Source organism: Halorussus amylolyticus (assembly GCF_004143485.2).
In the GTDB taxonomy this organism is placed as follows: Archaea; Halobacteriota; Halobacteria; order Halobacteriales; family Haladaptataceae; genus Halorussus; species Halorussus amylolyticus.
Genome location: NZ_ML974131.1, coordinates 482,162 through 496,475 on the forward strand (window position 1 = coordinate 482,162; position 14,314 = coordinate 496,475).

15 protein-coding genes are annotated in these 14,314 nt (G+C 65.1%); 6 read left to right on the forward strand and 9 right to left on the reverse strand.

From position 1 onward, the window contains the following. Nucleotides 1-27 precede the first annotated feature (27 nt). The 3 genes from EKH81_RS06365 (at nt 28) to EKH81_RS06375 (ending at nt 2,769) form a co-directional block, all read left to right on the forward strand. Nucleotides 28-1,452 (forward strand): PGF-CTERM sorting domain-containing protein, encoded by a 1,425-nt coding sequence (locus EKH81_RS06365; protein ID WP_132057279.1) that lies wholly within the window; start codon nt 28-30, stop codon nt 1,450-1,452. A gap of 366 nt (nt 1,453-1,818) precedes the next feature. Next, nucleotides 1,819-2,181, forward strand: coding sequence for a NifU family protein (locus EKH81_RS06370; protein ID WP_132057281.1), 363 nt, complete (start codon nt 1,819-1,821; stop codon nt 2,179-2,181). Between the two features lie 57 nt (nt 2,182-2,238). Beyond that, nucleotides 2,239-2,769, forward strand: coding sequence for a hypothetical protein (locus EKH81_RS06375; RefSeq protein ID WP_132057282.1), 531 nt, complete (start codon nt 2,239-2,241; stop codon nt 2,767-2,769). A gap of 20 nt (nt 2,770-2,789) precedes the next feature. Here the strand turns inward: EKH81_RS06375 and EKH81_RS06380 are convergent, their stop codons facing one another. After that, the gene (locus EKH81_RS06380; RefSeq protein ID WP_132057284.1) at nt 2,790-4,199 is read right to left on the reverse strand and encodes a ribonuclease FAU-1 family protein; all 1,410 of its coding nucleotides are present in this window, start codon (nt 4,197-4,199) and stop codon (nt 2,790-2,792) included. 159 nt (nt 4,200-4,358) lie between these two features. Beyond that, entirely contained in the window at nt 4,359-4,595 is a 237-nt protein-coding gene (locus tag EKH81_RS06385) for a hypothetical protein (RefSeq protein ID WP_132057286.1), read from the reverse strand. 133 nt (nt 4,596-4,728) lie between these two features. On the opposite strand from EKH81_RS06385, the gene EKH81_RS06390 reads away from it, so the two are divergent. After that, nucleotides 4,729-5,895 carry a PrsW family intramembrane metalloprotease gene (locus tag EKH81_RS06390; RefSeq protein WP_132057288.1) on the forward strand — a complete coding sequence of 389 codons (1,167 nt, stop codon included), beginning with the start codon at nt 4,729-4,731 and terminating at the stop codon, nt 5,893-5,895. A 21-nt stretch (nt 5,896-5,916) separates the two neighbouring features. Here the strand turns inward: EKH81_RS06390 and EKH81_RS06395 are convergent, their stop codons facing one another. Then, nucleotides 5,917-6,579 (reverse strand): riboflavin synthase, encoded by a 663-nt coding sequence (locus EKH81_RS06395; RefSeq protein ID WP_132057290.1) that lies wholly within the window; start codon nt 6,577-6,579, stop codon nt 5,917-5,919. Nucleotides 6,580-6,705: 126 nt separating this feature from the next. On the opposite strand from EKH81_RS06395, the gene EKH81_RS06400 reads away from it, so the two are divergent. Continuing rightward, nucleotides 6,706-6,951, forward strand: coding sequence for a DUF7533 family protein (locus tag EKH81_RS06400; protein ID WP_132057292.1), 246 nt, complete (start codon nt 6,706-6,708; stop codon nt 6,949-6,951). A 449-nt stretch (nt 6,952-7,400) separates the two neighbouring features. Here EKH81_RS06400 and EKH81_RS06405 read toward each other — a convergent pair whose 3' ends face one another. The 5 genes from EKH81_RS06405 to EKH81_RS06420 all read right to left on the reverse strand — a co-directional run bounded on the left by EKH81_RS06405 (nt 7,401) and on the right by EKH81_RS06420 (nt 12,954). After that, nucleotides 7,401-9,245 carry a UvrD-helicase domain-containing protein gene (locus tag EKH81_RS06405; protein WP_132057294.1) on the reverse strand — a complete coding sequence of 615 codons (1,845 nt, stop codon included), beginning with the start codon at nt 9,243-9,245 and terminating at the stop codon, nt 7,401-7,403. A 232-nt stretch (nt 9,246-9,477) separates the two neighbouring features. After that, nucleotides 9,478-9,639 (reverse strand): DUF7563 family protein, encoded by a 162-nt coding sequence (locus EKH81_RS19270; protein WP_202935070.1) that lies wholly within the window; start codon nt 9,637-9,639, stop codon nt 9,478-9,480. Between the two features lie 222 nt (nt 9,640-9,861). Then, nucleotides 9,862-10,041, reverse strand: a complete 180-nt coding sequence (locus EKH81_RS06410; protein WP_132057296.1) for an HVO_0416 family zinc finger protein — start codon at nt 10,039-10,041, stop codon at nt 9,862-9,864. A 143-nt stretch (nt 10,042-10,184) separates the two neighbouring features. Next, complete coding sequence (locus tag EKH81_RS06415; RefSeq protein ID WP_132057298.1) at nt 10,185-11,399, reverse strand: outer membrane protein assembly factor BamB family protein; 1,215 nt, start codon at nt 11,397-11,399, stop codon at nt 10,185-10,187. Nucleotides 11,400-11,472: 73 nt separating this feature from the next. Continuing rightward, nucleotides 11,473-12,954, reverse strand: coding sequence for a carboxypeptidase M32 (locus EKH81_RS06420; protein WP_132057300.1), 1,482 nt, complete (start codon nt 12,952-12,954; stop codon nt 11,473-11,475). Between the two features lie 103 nt (nt 12,955-13,057). Between EKH81_RS06420 and EKH81_RS06425 the strand changes: the two genes are divergently transcribed. Further along, entirely contained in the window at nt 13,058-13,615 is a 558-nt protein-coding gene (locus EKH81_RS06425) for a preprotein translocase subunit SecD family protein (protein ID WP_132057302.1), read from the forward strand. 24 nt (nt 13,616-13,639) lie between these two features. Here the strand turns inward: EKH81_RS06425 and EKH81_RS06430 are convergent, their stop codons facing one another. Further along, a complete protein-coding gene (locus tag EKH81_RS06430; RefSeq protein WP_132057304.1) occupies nt 13,640-14,185 on the reverse strand; it encodes a hypothetical protein in 546 nt (181 codons plus the stop codon). Between the last annotated feature and the right edge of the window lie 129 nt (nt 14,186-14,314).

Below are 14,314 nucleotides of genomic sequence, written 5' to 3' on the forward strand. Positions count from 1 at the left end.
ATTTCTCTCCGGACCGTCACTCCGACCATGCGACGGCGCGAATTTCTTGGGGGTGCTGTCGGGGTGGCCGCTCTCTCGACTGTCGGAATTGCCGCGGGCCATGAGGGTCCGTATCGACCGCTCGGGAGCGTCTCGATTCCGAAGGCCGCGGAGGCCGTCCCCGACGAGGCGGGCGAGTTCGCCTACGTCGCCGCGATGGACGGCTTCGCCGTGGTGGATATCATGGTGCCGAGCGACCCCGTAATCGTAGCCGAGGAGCGCGACCTGTTCGCCGACCGGGAGACCGGCCCGCTCCGTCAGATTCAGGACGTGAAGGTCGAGGGCGACACGCTGCTCGTCGCCGGTCCCGCCGACCCCAAAATCGGCGAGGTGCTTCAGGGCGTGGTGGTCTACGACGTGTCCGACCCCGAGAACCCCGAGCAGGTCGGCTTCTTCGAGACCGACTACCCGATTCACAACTGCCACCTCAGGGACGAGGTGGCCTACCTGACCGGAAACAACGGCGAGGACAACCCCCTCGTGACCGTGGACGTGTCCGACGACGACCCCGAGGAAATCGGCCGGTGGTCGATGCTCGACCGCGACGAAGCGTGGGGCGAGGTCGAATCGAACCTCCGCCAGATTCACGACGTGTGGGTCGGCGACGGCCGAGCGTATCTGGCCCACTGGGACGCCGGGACGTGGATTCTCGACGTGAGCGACCCCGCGAATCCGGAGTACGTCGCGCAGGTCGGCGGTCGTCCCCGCGACGAACTCGCCGAGATTTCCGAAGAGGACGCCCGCGAGCACGTCCTCCGCCCGCCGGGCAACGACCACTACTCGATGCCCAACGAGGACGGAACCCTGCTCGGCATCAACAAGGAGTCGTGGGAAGCCGACGGCGAGGGTGGCCCCGGCGGGGTAGAACTCTGGGACATCTCCGACGTCGAGGACCCCGAGCGACTCTCGGCTATCGAGGCCCCGCCCTCGCCCGACCCGACCATCAGCGGAACGTGGACCACCTCGCACAACTTCGATATCGTCGGCGACCGACTGTTCTCCTCGTGGTATCAGGGCGGCGTGAAGATTCACGACATCTCCGACCCCGCGAACCCCGAGGAGCTAATCTGGTGGCGCATGCCCGACGAGGCGGCGTTCTGGACCGCGAAGCTCGCCACCGACCGCTTCTTCGTCGCCAGCAGCACGGGGCGACTGGAGGGAAGCGAGGGCGCGCTCTACACCTTCGAGAACGCGGCCAACCACGAATCGCAGAAGAACCCTCCATCGCTGACGACCACTGCGAACCAAACGGCGGGTGACGCCGAGACGACTCAGACCACGACCGAGGAGGCCGCGCTCGCGGACGACACCGCGACCGCCGAGGAGTCGTCCGGGAGCGTCCCGGGATTCGGGATTCCGGCCGCGCTGGCGGCGTTACTCGGCGTCGGTGCGTGGCGTCGGCTTCGGGAGTGAACGTGGCGAGACAGTCGCTGTTTTAGAATCCGGGTCGGAGACGTATCAGTCTGACAGATATCGGCTGTTCGGCCACCGAACCCGGCGCGCGCTGGCGCGGGTCGTGGTTTGACCCGCGCCCAAAGCGTGCGAGGGATGAGTAGCACAGCGAACGAAGTGAGCGAGCAACGCAGTCGGTTGGGGAGGTGTGTGGCACTCATCTGTGGAATGATAGCAGGAAGCTCTGTAAAACCCTAATTTGGCCGGGTATCTGTACCGAAAATTCAGTACAGAAACCCCACGCCGTAGCCGCCAAACCTCGGGTCTCACCACGCGCCCGGAAATAAACCCAAAGTCCTACCACCCCTCCGACCCCTACTCACACCCATGACCGAGGACGACGACTCGCTGAAGGCCAAGGTCGAGCGGTGGCTCGCTGGCCAGATGCCCATCATCAGCATGCACGGGGGCGAGAGCGCGGTCCAGAAGGCCGACCCCGAATCCGGCGAGGTCGTCGTGGAACTCGGGGGCGCGTGTTCGGGGTGTGCTATCAGCCCGCGCACCGCACAGAACATCAAACTCGACCTCGTGAAGGACTTCGACGAGGTCGACGACGTGACAGTTCGGGTCGCCGACGACGGGATGGGCGACTGGGACATCGACCAACCTGAGAGCGTGATGGGAATCGACCGGAACGAGGGCGGACGCGGGGGTCGCGGGGAAGGGTCGCCGAACTCGGATTTCTTCTGAGATTCGGAGCCGATTCCGTAGAAAATACTTTCACGCGGACGGACACACCTCCGTTCGATGGGGCAGACGACACCGACCGAATCGTTCGACCCGCTCGTTGAGAGCGTCGAATCCGCAAGTGTCCCCAAGGGACAAGTGTCTCTCGACCTTTTTCAGGGACCGGACGAGGAACTACGAGATCTCGCAGAGGAAGTATCGAAAGCGAGAAACGAGTACTATCACAGCAACGCCGAAGAGATAGCAGAGCGCATCGGCGTTAGCGCTGAGGAAGTTCGAGAACGACCGGACGCGTTCTCCCGCGAGATACTCCACGAATTTTATAAGAAGCACTATTCGACCGTCGAGCAAGAACCCGCGTTTCCGCCATCACGGAAGGAAACCGACGAGGAGTCAGGAAACTCCACAGAGCAAATCATCCAGAATTGGGGTTACATCCAGTGTGTCGCTTTCTCTCTCAACACCGCCCTGTTCATGGTGGACGATTACCTGGAGCGCCAGGAGTTAGACCAGACCGTTGGAGAAGTCAAAAAACGATACTGGGTGTTGGTACTCGCGGTCACGATACTCAGACTACTAGATGCCGTATAACGACGTAATATTTGGCGAATCTACCGCAGCGCCTTCTCCACGCTCCCCGCAACGTTCCGCGCCTTCTCGGCCAGTTCCGCCGACACCTCTCCGTCTGCTACCGACTCGTCCAGTTCGTCGTCGTCCACCCGCCGGACCTCCCCGTCCGGGAACTTCACCACGTCCACGTGCAAATCGACGTAGCGCGCCGAGTCCGGAAACAGTTCGACCGGGGTGCAGACGTTCACGTAGGTCCCCTTGGTCTCGCCGTCGGAATCGCGGTACGCGGTCGGGTACCACCACCGGCCCTCGCGGAACTTCGTGACCGCCACGTCGCCCGACTCGCGGGGGACTTCGAGCGCGTCGTACAGGCCGCCGCCCGACATCTTCCGGCGGACCGTCACCCTCCCCTCGTCGGGGTCGCAGGCCGTCACCTCTCCCTTGCCGAGTGAGAAGCATCGGCCGTCTGGCTTGCCGTGGCGAATCGCTACTCGGTCGCCCTCCGCGGGACCGAACTGCCGGAGGGCCGCGCCCGTGGGGAACTCCGTTCCCACGTTTCCGAGATCCTCCGCGAAGTCCACCGCGGCGCTCGCCGACTCGTGGGCGGCCTTCACCCGGTGGTGTCCGGGTATCGTGGTCGTGACCGCCCGGCGGTCGGCGTCGAGGTCGAATCTCGACTCTCGGCCGAACCACACCCACTCGGTCGCTTCGGGCGCGACGAGTCGTTCGGGGGCGTTCTCCTCGGAGTCCGAGTCCTCTTTTCCGAGCGCGTCGTCTATCTCCTCGGTGCGCTCGACGGCGCTGGCGAGCGCGTCGTCCATCGCGCCGAACTCGGCGTCCTCGGCGGCGTACTCCCACTTGACGCCCCACTCGTCGGGTACCTCGGTCGGGAGCATTTCGGTGGTCCGAGCGAGTTCGGTTCGGGTCGCGTCGTCGCCGTCGGCGACGACGCGGTCGATACCGGTCGAGAGGCTGACCACGCCGCCGAACGCGTGCAACGCCGCGCCGAGTCCGGGCCGGTGGTCGGCCCACGGAGCGACGGGGTCGTGGACCTGCACGCGCACGCGGTCGCCCGCGTGGACGCGCCGGTCGATTTTGTTGAACGGGAGGTAGCCCTCGCGGTCGCCGAGGTCCACGACCGCGCCGCCGCCGAGCGTCTCGGTGACTTCGGCGTCGAACACCGCGCCGCGCGGGGCGGGGTCGGACCACCGGAACGCGTCGAGACCGTCAGCGATGGTCTCGGCGACCGACGCGACCGTCTCGGGGTCGCCGACGACGCCGACGCCCTGCCTGTCGTCGGTCGTCTCTATCGTCGCGTCGTACTCCTCGCTCGGGAAATCTGCGTCGAAGCGCCGCCGGATGGGCGGGGAGGCCTGCACCACGTCGAACGCCCCGCGGAGGCGCTCGGTCAGCGCGGTGGTGTAGATGCCCCTGATTCGGAGGCTACTCATGGCAGAACGGTAGGCGAGCGCGAATATCGGTCTGGCGATTCGAGAAGGCTATCGGGTCGTGCGTAATTCTGCTCTGCCGCGCCGTCCTAGACCCGTGTTTTGGACTTCCGAGACGCCAGACCGTCGAAGAGTTCCCGAAAATAGTTACGCACGACCCTCTCAGTCGTCGGCGGGGAGCGTGCCGGTCCAGTTCGCGTCGGACGCTCCGGTGGCGGGGTCGAGGTCGGGCGTTGGGGCTTCGGAGGCCGTTTCCTCGGCGACCGATTCCGTCTCGTCGGCCGATTCTGCCGTGTTCGCGTCGGTTTCGCCGCTCTCGGCGGGTGTTCGTCGGTTCTCGTCGTCCGGTCCCGGCGGGGCCGTGTACATGAGTCCGCGACTCTGACTTCGGAACGTCATCTTGGTCGAGTTGTAGTCCGGTTCTCCGTGATAAGAACTCCCCTACTAGTGTTAATGGTATTTAATCTCCATTAAGGTGTTATAGGTCTCCGCGGGGTCAGATAGTTGACGCTGGGATACGTAGCCCGCGCCGATGGGAGCACAACGCGACCCGGTGGAAGAAGGTTCAACCGATTCGGCGGACCTCTACGACATCGCGACGTGGGAGAACCGAACGCGGTTAGACTGGATTTCGAGCCTCATCCACCGCGGCCTCCGAGCGTCCGCGCAGGCAATCGTCGTTCTACTCGCGGTCGCGATTCTGGCGGCGCAGTTCTACCTGACCGGACTCGCCGCGGTCCAGGACCCGATTATCGGTTCGTTCGTGCTGCTGTCGGTCGTTCCCGCGTTCGGTCTCGCGCTCTACATCTGGTACGCTGACGTGACGACCTCCGAACCGCTCGGTCTCCTCGTCGGGACGTTCCTGCTCGGCGTGCTGTTCGCCGGGTTCGCGGCCATCCTCAACACGCTCGCCAGCGGACTGACGCTGGTCCCGGTGGTCGGGATGGTGCTGTTCTTCTATCTGGTCGTCGCCCCGGTCGAGGAGACCGTCAAACTCCTCGCGGTTCGGCTCTACGCCTTCCGGAGCAACCGATTCGACGCGGTCGTCGACGGCGCGGTGTACGGCGCGATGGCGGGTCTCGGCTTCGCCACCATCGAGAACGCCATCTACATCACCCAGGGCATCGAGGGCGTCAACAGTCTGGGTTCCCAGACCATCACCGAAGCGGGCCAGACCGCCGCGGTTCGCCTGCTCGCGGGACCGGGTCACGTCATCTACTCGGCGTTCGCGGGCTACTACCTCGGACTCGCGAAGTTCAACCGCGAGAACGCGGGTCCCATCGTAGTGAAGGGCCTCCTCATCGCGGGGTTCATCCACGCGACGTACAACAGCGCGGTGACCTACCTGCCCGATGTCGTGGACTATTTCGACATCGCGGTGTCGCCCGGCGTCGCGTTCCTCGGATTCATCCTGGTGTACGACGGCGTGTTCGGCTACATCCTCTACCGGAAAATCGCCCGATACCGGAACGCCTACAAACAGACCGACATGGGTCGGAGCGTGAGCTTCGACGGCGCGACCGGCGAGGGAGTCGGTGCACGCGAAGAAATCGATGCACGCGAAGAGACCGACACGCGCGAAGAGACCGACACGCGCGAAGAGACCGAGCCGGACGAGAGCGCGTCGGCGTCGAGCGATGACACCTCGGACGTCGGGGACGCATCCGACGCGGACGACGACCGCTTCGGTTGGAAGTGAAATCAGACGGCTCGCCCGGACCTACGCCTCGAATCCCGCGTCGGCCAGCAGTCGCTCGGCGTACTTCGCGATGACGTCCACTTCGAGGTGGACGGGGTCGCCGGGTTCTTTCTCCGAGAGGTTCGTCACTCGGCGCGTCTCGGGGATGATGGCGACCGAGAAGGCGTCGTCGTCTCGCTCGGCGACGGTGAGGCTGATGCCGTCCACCGCGACCGACCCCTTGTCCACGACGTACTTGCCGAACCCCTCGGGGAGCGCGAACTCGTACTCCCAGCCGCCTCGCGGCTCGCTCTGCTCACCGCTCGGCTTGTCCGAGGCGCGTAGCGCCTCGCCATCCTCACCGACTTGGCGCACGTCCGCGACCTCTGCGGTCGTATCGACGTGACCCTGCACGACGTGGCCGTCGAACCGGCCGTCGGCGGGCATCGCGCGTTCGAGGTTCACGGGGTCGCCCGCCTCGACCTCACCGAGGTAGGTCTTCGCGACCGTCTCGCTCGCCAGAAACACCTCGAACCACCCCGGGCCGTGGTCCTCGACCGTGAGACAGACGCCGCTCACGCTCACGCTCTGGCCGCGGTCGAGGTCCTGTGCGACTCGGTCGCCCGCGAGGGTGAGCCGTCGGCCCTCGTCGGTGTCGGTCACGTCCCGTACCTCGCCCGCCTCCTCAACGATTCCGGTAAACATACCAGATTTGTGGTGGCGGTCGGATGAAAAGGATTCCGGAGTCGCGTCGAAGGTAGGGCGCATCGAAGCGGAACCCCCGGTCCGCGCTCGCGGGATTTTTAACGCGTCGGAGGGAAAGGACACCCAATGAGCAAGCCGGGTATCGTGGGTACGATTCAGTTGGCGGCGACGCTCGTGTTCGCCCTCCCGGTGGGCCTGCTCGGCGTCGAGAAACTCCTCGCGGGCGAGACGACCGTCGGCGCGGCGTTCGTCGGCGTCGCGGTTCTGATGGTCGTGCTGGAGGAGTATCTGACGAGTCCGACCGACGTGCCGGGGTCGGTCGCGCAGAAGGCGGTCGGGAAGGTGGCGAAGACGCCTGATGAAGAGGAGTAGCTAGAGGGAAGCGTCGAAGTGGACGGTTTTTTTCGGAGATTGTGGACTCATCTCTTTTAGACGAAGCTAGCTACTCCCGGTACAAATGAGGACCGCCCCGCACAGCACCGCGCCCCCGTTCCTCCCCGCGTGCGCTTGCGCCCTTGTGGGGGCGCAAGCGCGGCGCATCCCGTGGCTCGTGTCGCCTCCGAAGCGCCCGGCTCGTCCCAGCCCCTGCGGTCGGATGCACCGCGCACCGTAGGTGCGCGAGTGGGGAGGTGTGGGGACCCTCGGCGGATGAAGGGCGAAGGAAGCGCGAGCGACCGGAGGTCGCGAGCAACGACTGAGGGCTTCTTTCTCATATGTACCGGGAGTAGCTAGCTTCTCTGTCGTCCATCGTGAAGAAGTAGCTCCGTAGTCGCAACTCTCCCACGCCATAGAAGCCACAAACTGAGCAAAAATGCCCGAACTCAGTCCGATTGGGCGGGCGGTTCTTCCAACTCCGCCAGCACGTCCTCAACGCTCTTCTCGTTGCGCTCGTTGTAGAGCAGCACGTCGATGGGAAGCGTGGGCGCGCCGCTGACGAGGTTCTCCATGATGACGAGGCGCTCGCGGGCGCGGGACATCCCGACGTAGAACACCCGGCGCTCGTTGTCGGTCAGCGTCGGCACGGGGTCGGTCTTGGAGGTGAACTCTTCGATGTCGTCGGGCACGTCCGCCTCGTCCACCGTGGCGGCCATCTGCTCGACCACCTTCTCGGTCAGGTCGGTGGCGACGAACACGTGGTCGGCCTCGCGACCCTTCGCGGAGTGGATGGTCCCGATTCGGACCCGGTCTTCGGGCATGCCGTGGTACTTCGCGTTCTGGAAGTACGCCTTCATCGAGTTCTTCTGGAAGCTCGTGACCTTCCGGACCATGTCGGCGGCCGACGCCGGACCGGGCATGAACGGCGCGAACTCGGTCACGAAGTCGGCATCGACTTCGATTTCAGCGAGGTCGTCGGTGTCCGCCTCCTCCTTGCGCTCGTCGATGGCGTCGAACAGTTCGTCGCGCTCGTTCGTTCCGAACGCCGAGTCCTGAAGCATGTCGGCGAGTCGCCGTGCCTGCAGGCCCGTGATGGGTTCGTCGGCGTCGATTTGCTCGACCGCCCGGACGTACTGGGTGAGTCTGTCGGTCCACATCCGCTGGTCGGTCAGACACCGGAACGGGATGCCTTCGTCGATGAATTCGTCGATGAACCGGAACATCTGGTAACGCGCCCGGAACAGGAGCATCAGGGTGCCGTCGTGTTCGTCCACGGTGTACCGGACGTTTCGAACGAGGTCGAGCATCGACGGGCTATCTATCTGTTCGACCGTCCCGCCCTGTTTCCGGGGCGAGAGGTTCTTCTCCTGACGCTGGTCGATGTGGCGGACCTCGTGTTGGACGACGCGGAGAATCTCGGAGGGAAGTCGGTGGGAGGTGTCGAGAATCACGTCGTCGCCGCCCTCCTCAAGCAGGAGTCGGGGGTCCGCGCCCTGCCACGCGTAGACGACCTGGTCGTCGTCGCCCGCGATGAGGACCTTCTCCATGTGGGGCTTCCACTCCTCGTACACGTCGTACTGGAGGCTGGTGATGTCCTGAAACTCGTCGATGACCAGATACTCGACGTTCGGGAGGAGCGACCGCTGTTTCACGCGTTCGAGCATGTCGGCGAAGCCCACGAGGTCGTTTTCGCCCTTGTACGAACGCCACCCGCGAATGGCCTCGGGCACGTCGATTCGGTCGTCGGAACTCGGCCACGTCGGGGTGTACTTGTTGCCCTCCTGGGCGTTGGGGTCGATGTCCGGCGGTAGGCGGACCTCCTCGTCGTTCCACTGGAACGGCACGTCGTACCAGTCGGCCACGTCCCTGCTGGTGCGCTGGAGCCACTGGCTGGTCGCGATAATCTTGTTGCCGAGCGTGGTCGAGCGGGCGGTTCGCCGTCCCGCGCCGCTGTACTCGTCCTCGAACTCGATGCCGAAGTCCTCGCAGAACTCCTTCTTGTCGGACTCGCCGACCACGTCGTTTCGCGAGAGGTCCAGGAGTTCGTACGCCTTCGCGTGCATCGTGCAGACCGACCCCTGCAGGGACCGGGGGTTGAGGTCCCGGCGCTCGGCGAGGCGCTCGCGGACCTCGTTGGCGGCCGCGCGAGTGTACGAGACCAGTAGAATGTCCTTGACGCCCACGCCCTCCTGGTCGAGGAGGTCCTCGACTCGGTCGAGGAGTTCGGTGGTCTTCCCGCTCCCCGGACCGCCGAAGAGGCGGGTCACGCGTTCGTCCGTATCGTCGCTCATTACACCAATCACATGTTCCCCGTACTCATAAAGGGACGTGAATTGGTTCCGCCGCGGGGGGCGGTCGGACACAACGCTCCGCACCGGACGGAGTTCGGGGAGAAGACGCCCCGACGCCGTGTCATAGGGTCGGTCGTCATTCTTTGCCGACCCGCATCCGTCACCGGACGATTTCACGCCCGATTCAGCCGAGAGAGCGTACGACTGCTGAAAATAGTTACGACCGACCCTATCAGGAGGTGTTTCGCGGTGAGCGGGCTTCGCGCACTTCGCTTCCGTCTCGAATCTTGTCCTCGCATTCGGGGCAGACGCGCGGTTCGTCCACGCCGCGCGGGGTGAACACCCGCGCGTAGGCGTCGGTCACGAACGCCCCGCAGTTTTGACACTCTGGCATTCTCTTGTGAGGCTACGGAAATCTTACAATATATTTCTATCGACACCGACTGAACGTGGCCGGAAACGGAACGCTCCGACCGTCGCGTCCTGCGGTGACGGGGCGAGACGCTCACCGGAGGTGGATAAGTCGGTCGGCGGAGCAGTCCGGCAGGTCACGACTGCGTGGGACGGAAAACAACGCAAAAGCTACACTGTATCGACTACAGGGCCTCGTCGCACGCTACGGTCGCCAACCGCACACCGAACACTCGCTCGCGGCGGTGTCGTGGAGGCCGCCGCAGTCGGGGCATTTCTTCTTGTTATAATCCGTCTGCCAGCCGACCGTTTCGGTTTCGTGGCCACGCTCGGACAGGAAGTCGTCGAAAAGTGCGTCGTCGTCGCCAGTCGGTGCGGTCGCCATACATGGTATGCTAACGCACACCAGCCATATAATGGTATTGGTCCAACAAACCGATTCCAGACCTGTTCAATCGCTGATTTCTCTTGCGACTGGACTCGTCCGAGGAGATAGGCTGACCGTACCGACCGCGCTCGGTCCGATACTCACTCCAGCGCGAGCAGGTGGTACGACTCTTCGCTGGTCTGGGCCACCACGTAGAGCGTGCCGTCGTTCAGCACGGGACCCGGACCCACTCGACCGAAAAACGACTCCTCGAATCGGAGCGCGGGTCCGTCGCCGAGCAAGCCCGACGGCGTCGGGTCGAGCGCGTAGAGCGCGTCGCCGCCGACGAACAGCGTGTCGCGGCCGAGCGCGGGCGCGGTCCACCGCCAGTCGCCCGTGTCGTGTTTCCACGCGCGCTCGCCGGTGTCGGGGTCGATGGCGGAGAGACCCCCCGTGCCGGTCGCGTAGACGTGGGACTTCACGGCCAGTCCGGCGCTCGCCACTCCCGAGTCCGCGTCCCACGCGAAGGTTCCCTTCGACTCCCTTTCGAGGTCGGCGGCGTAGGTCCGGCCGTCGAAACAGTTGACGTAAATGCGGTCGGTGTCCGTAGTCGGCGGGGCCTCCGGCACGGCCGGGAGGTTCCACTCGCCCGCGCCCGTCCCGTCGGGACCGAGCAGATACAGCGTTCCGGCCTCCGAAGCGACTGCGACGGAGTACCCGCTGTAGATGGCTGGCGACCCCAGAAGCGTGCCGAACAGTCGGCGCGACCAGTCCACGTCGCCGGTCTCCGAATCGACCCGGTGAATCGTCTCGCCAGCGGGAACGTAGAGGCGGTCGCCCGAGTAGGTCGCGGGCGACCTGACGATGGCGTTTTTCTCGAACGTCCGCTCCCACAGCGTCTCGCCGGTCGCGGCGTCGAGCGCGAGCAGGCTGTCGTTCGCGCCGAGGTACGCGGTTTCGCCGACGACGAGCGGCGGTCCGCCCGCGCCGGACTTCGTCCACAGTTGACTCCCGTCGCTCGCGTCGTACACCGCGAGGTCCCGCACCGTCAGTTGGTAGACTCGGCCATCCGCGACGATTGGCTCGGCGGCGGTCATCTGAAAGACCTCCGTGCGCCACTGCTCTTCGACGCCGTCTACCGGGGCCTTCCCGTCCGCGACTTCCCGCGTGTTGCTCGCGTTACAGCCGAAACTCGACCACTCGCCGTCGGCACCGAAGATGTGGTCGCCGGGGTCGGGACGGTGGTCCACGCCCGATTCGGGCGGTTCGTCCGGGGTCGGTTCGAGCGGGTCGTCGGGGAGTGCGGCGCATCCGGCGAGCGCCGCGGAGACGGCGCTCGCTCCGAGCGCGGATAGAAGCGTTCGTCTGGAGGGCACACCTCTGAAGTTTCGTGCCGGAAAAATAACCGTTTCCACTCGGCGGGGATTCCGGACCCGACGACCGACCCTCTCAGAGCCCGTAAATCTCGCCGAACTTCTCCTCGGCGTAGTCGAGGAAGTAGTCGGCGGTCAGGTCCTCGCCGGTCGCCTCTCGAATCAGTTCGTCGGTGGTGTACCGGCGTCCGTGGCGGTGGACGTTCTCGGTCATCCAGTCGTGAATCGGCTCGAAATTCCCGTCCCGAATCAGGCCGCGGGCGTCGTCGAGTTCGTCCTCGACGGTCGCCCAGAGTTGGGCGGCCAGCACGCTCCCCACGGTGTAGTTCTGGAAGCGCGCGAACCCGCCGGTCCAGTGGATGTCCTGCAGACATCCGTCGGTGTCCGTTTCGGGGCGAATTCCGAGGTACTCGTCCATCTTGTCGTTCCAGAGACTCGGAATCTCGCTCACTTCGAGGTCGCCCGAGACGAACGCCTTCTCGACCTCCGACCGGAGGATGATGTGCATGTGGTAGGTGAGTTCGTCGGCTTCGACCCGAATCAGATTGTCGTCGCGCACCCGATTCGCGGCCCGGTAGGCCTCCTCGGGCGTCACATCCCCGACCTCCGGGAAGTGCTCTTTGAAGGTGGGCAAGAACAGTTCCCAGAACTCCTCCGTCCGGCCGACGTGGTTCTCCCAGAATCGCGACTGGGACTCGTGGACGCCGTGCGAGCGCGCCTGCCCGAGCGGAGAGCCGTAGGCGTCCTCCCGAAGCCCCAGATTGTACGTCGCGTGACCGAACTCGTGAACGGTCGCGGTCAGCGCGTCGATGGGGTCGTCCTCGTGGAATCGGGTCGTGACGCGCGAATCGAACTGATTGCCCGACGTGAACGGGTGCGCGGAGGTGTCGAGGCGGCCGCGAGACCAGTCGTAGCCGAGCAGGTCGAGCGCGTCCTCCGAGAGTTCGCGCTGGGTGTCCTCGTCGAAGCTTCCCTCGAAGACGCTCGGTACGGGGTCGCTCGCCCGAATCTCCTCGATGAGCGGAACCAGACCGTCCTTGAGTTCCTCGAAGATTCGCTCGACCGTGTCGAGTCCGAGGTCGGGTTCGCCGTCCTCGAACATGACCTCGTAGGGGTCCCGATTCGGGTCGATGTGTTCGGCGCGCTCGGTCCGGAGGTCCACGAGCGTTTCGAGCGTGGGCTCGAACGCCGAGAAGTCGTCGTTCGACTTGGCCTCGCGCCAGTCGTCTTGGGCTTCGGACTGAAGCCGACTCAGTTCCTCGACCAGTTCGCCCGGCACCTTCGCGGCCCGTTCGTGGTCGCGGCGAATCTCGCGGACTACGGCCTCCTGAGCGGCGTCGAGGTCCTCGCGCTCGGCGTCGTCCAAGTCCCCGCCGAGTTCGTCGCTGGTCAGTTTCTCGTGGGCGAGCGCCGAGAGCGTCGAGAGCTGTTTCGACCGGGCGGGCGTGCCGCCCTCGGGCATCGTGACCTGCTGGTCCCAGTAGAGGACGCCCTGACCGTCTCTCAGTGCGGAGATTCGCTCGTAGCGGTCCAGAACGTCGTCGTACGCATCTGCCATACGTTAGTTCAGTAGCGTTGACTTATCAAATCACGGGTCTCGGTGGGGGCGCGGGGGAAGTCGTTTCGAGCGTTTGAAGTACTGATAAAGTTACACTGCTGACATGGTCTCCCGAAGGCGAGTCCTCGCGCTCGGGTGCCTCGCGCTGGCCGGCAACGTGGGGTGTCTCGGCGAGTCGAACGCGGGCGTGTCCGGCGACACCGCTTCCGAGAGCGACGGCAGTACCGACGACTCCACCTCCGAAACCGACCACACCGGCTCCGAAGCCGATGAAACCACTTCTGAAACCGACGGTGCGACCGAGTTCCGGATAACCGTCACGAACGGCGACGAGACGGTCGAACTCGCGACGACGGCAGGAGTAGCGTCAGTCGGCGAAATCGAGCAGTCTCCGAGGGGGGACGACCACCGGCTACCGGTGGTGCTGACCGACGAGGCGGCCGACGCGTTCGCCGACGGACTCGACGCAATCGGCGCGTACGAGGACCCGTCTGCCCACGAGATTCACACGCATCTCGGCGGCGAGCGTCTCAACACCGCGATGCTCGGGGCGGACTTCGCCGCGGCCGTCGAGGAGGGCAGATGGGACGGGCGCTTCCTCGCGGCGTTCCTCGACCGCGAGGAGGCCGAGAAACTGAAAGAGACGCTCGAAGGCGCGTGAGAGTTCACCACGAAACGCGAGAGTTCACCACGAAACGCGATACGTACATTTTTCTCCGCCCTCCGCTCGACACCGCTCGCTCGTCTCGTGGAGGAATATCATCGGCGTGTAACTGAACTCGCCGCCGAACGCTCGGAGCGTCCCCTCGATTATGCCCTTGTCGAACGCGCACGGGTACGGATTCGCGCAGATGACTTTTCGGTCGCGGCCGGCCACTTCGGCGAACTCGTAGTAGCCGATGTCACCGCCACGGTGGTTCAGTCGGTACGCTTCGTCCACAGTCGCGAACCCTTCGCTCGCGGTCTCGATGCTCGGCGGCCATTCGACGCCTTCGGGAATCGTCGTTCCGAGGTGAATCAGCGCCTCGTCGCCGACCGCGTCGAGCGCGTCCAGCAGTTCGACGAGCGGATACCACTCGTCCGGACTCGGGTCGTCGAGTCCGCTTCGGGAGAGAATTTCGTCGGCCCGAGACGCGTCGGAGTCCGGGAGGTCGCCGACACCCTCGCGGATTTGGCAGACGACGCTCCCGCTGACTTCGACGGCCGCATCGACGGCGCGCGGAGATACCATTCTGTCCGCCTCTACTCCATGCTGTTCGAACAGGGGTATAGCTCTTTCCCACTGACAGAACCGGTCGAGGGGGGGGGGCCCGCCGCGGGGGGGGGCGCGCGCGGGGGAAGAGCGCCGACGGGAGGCGGG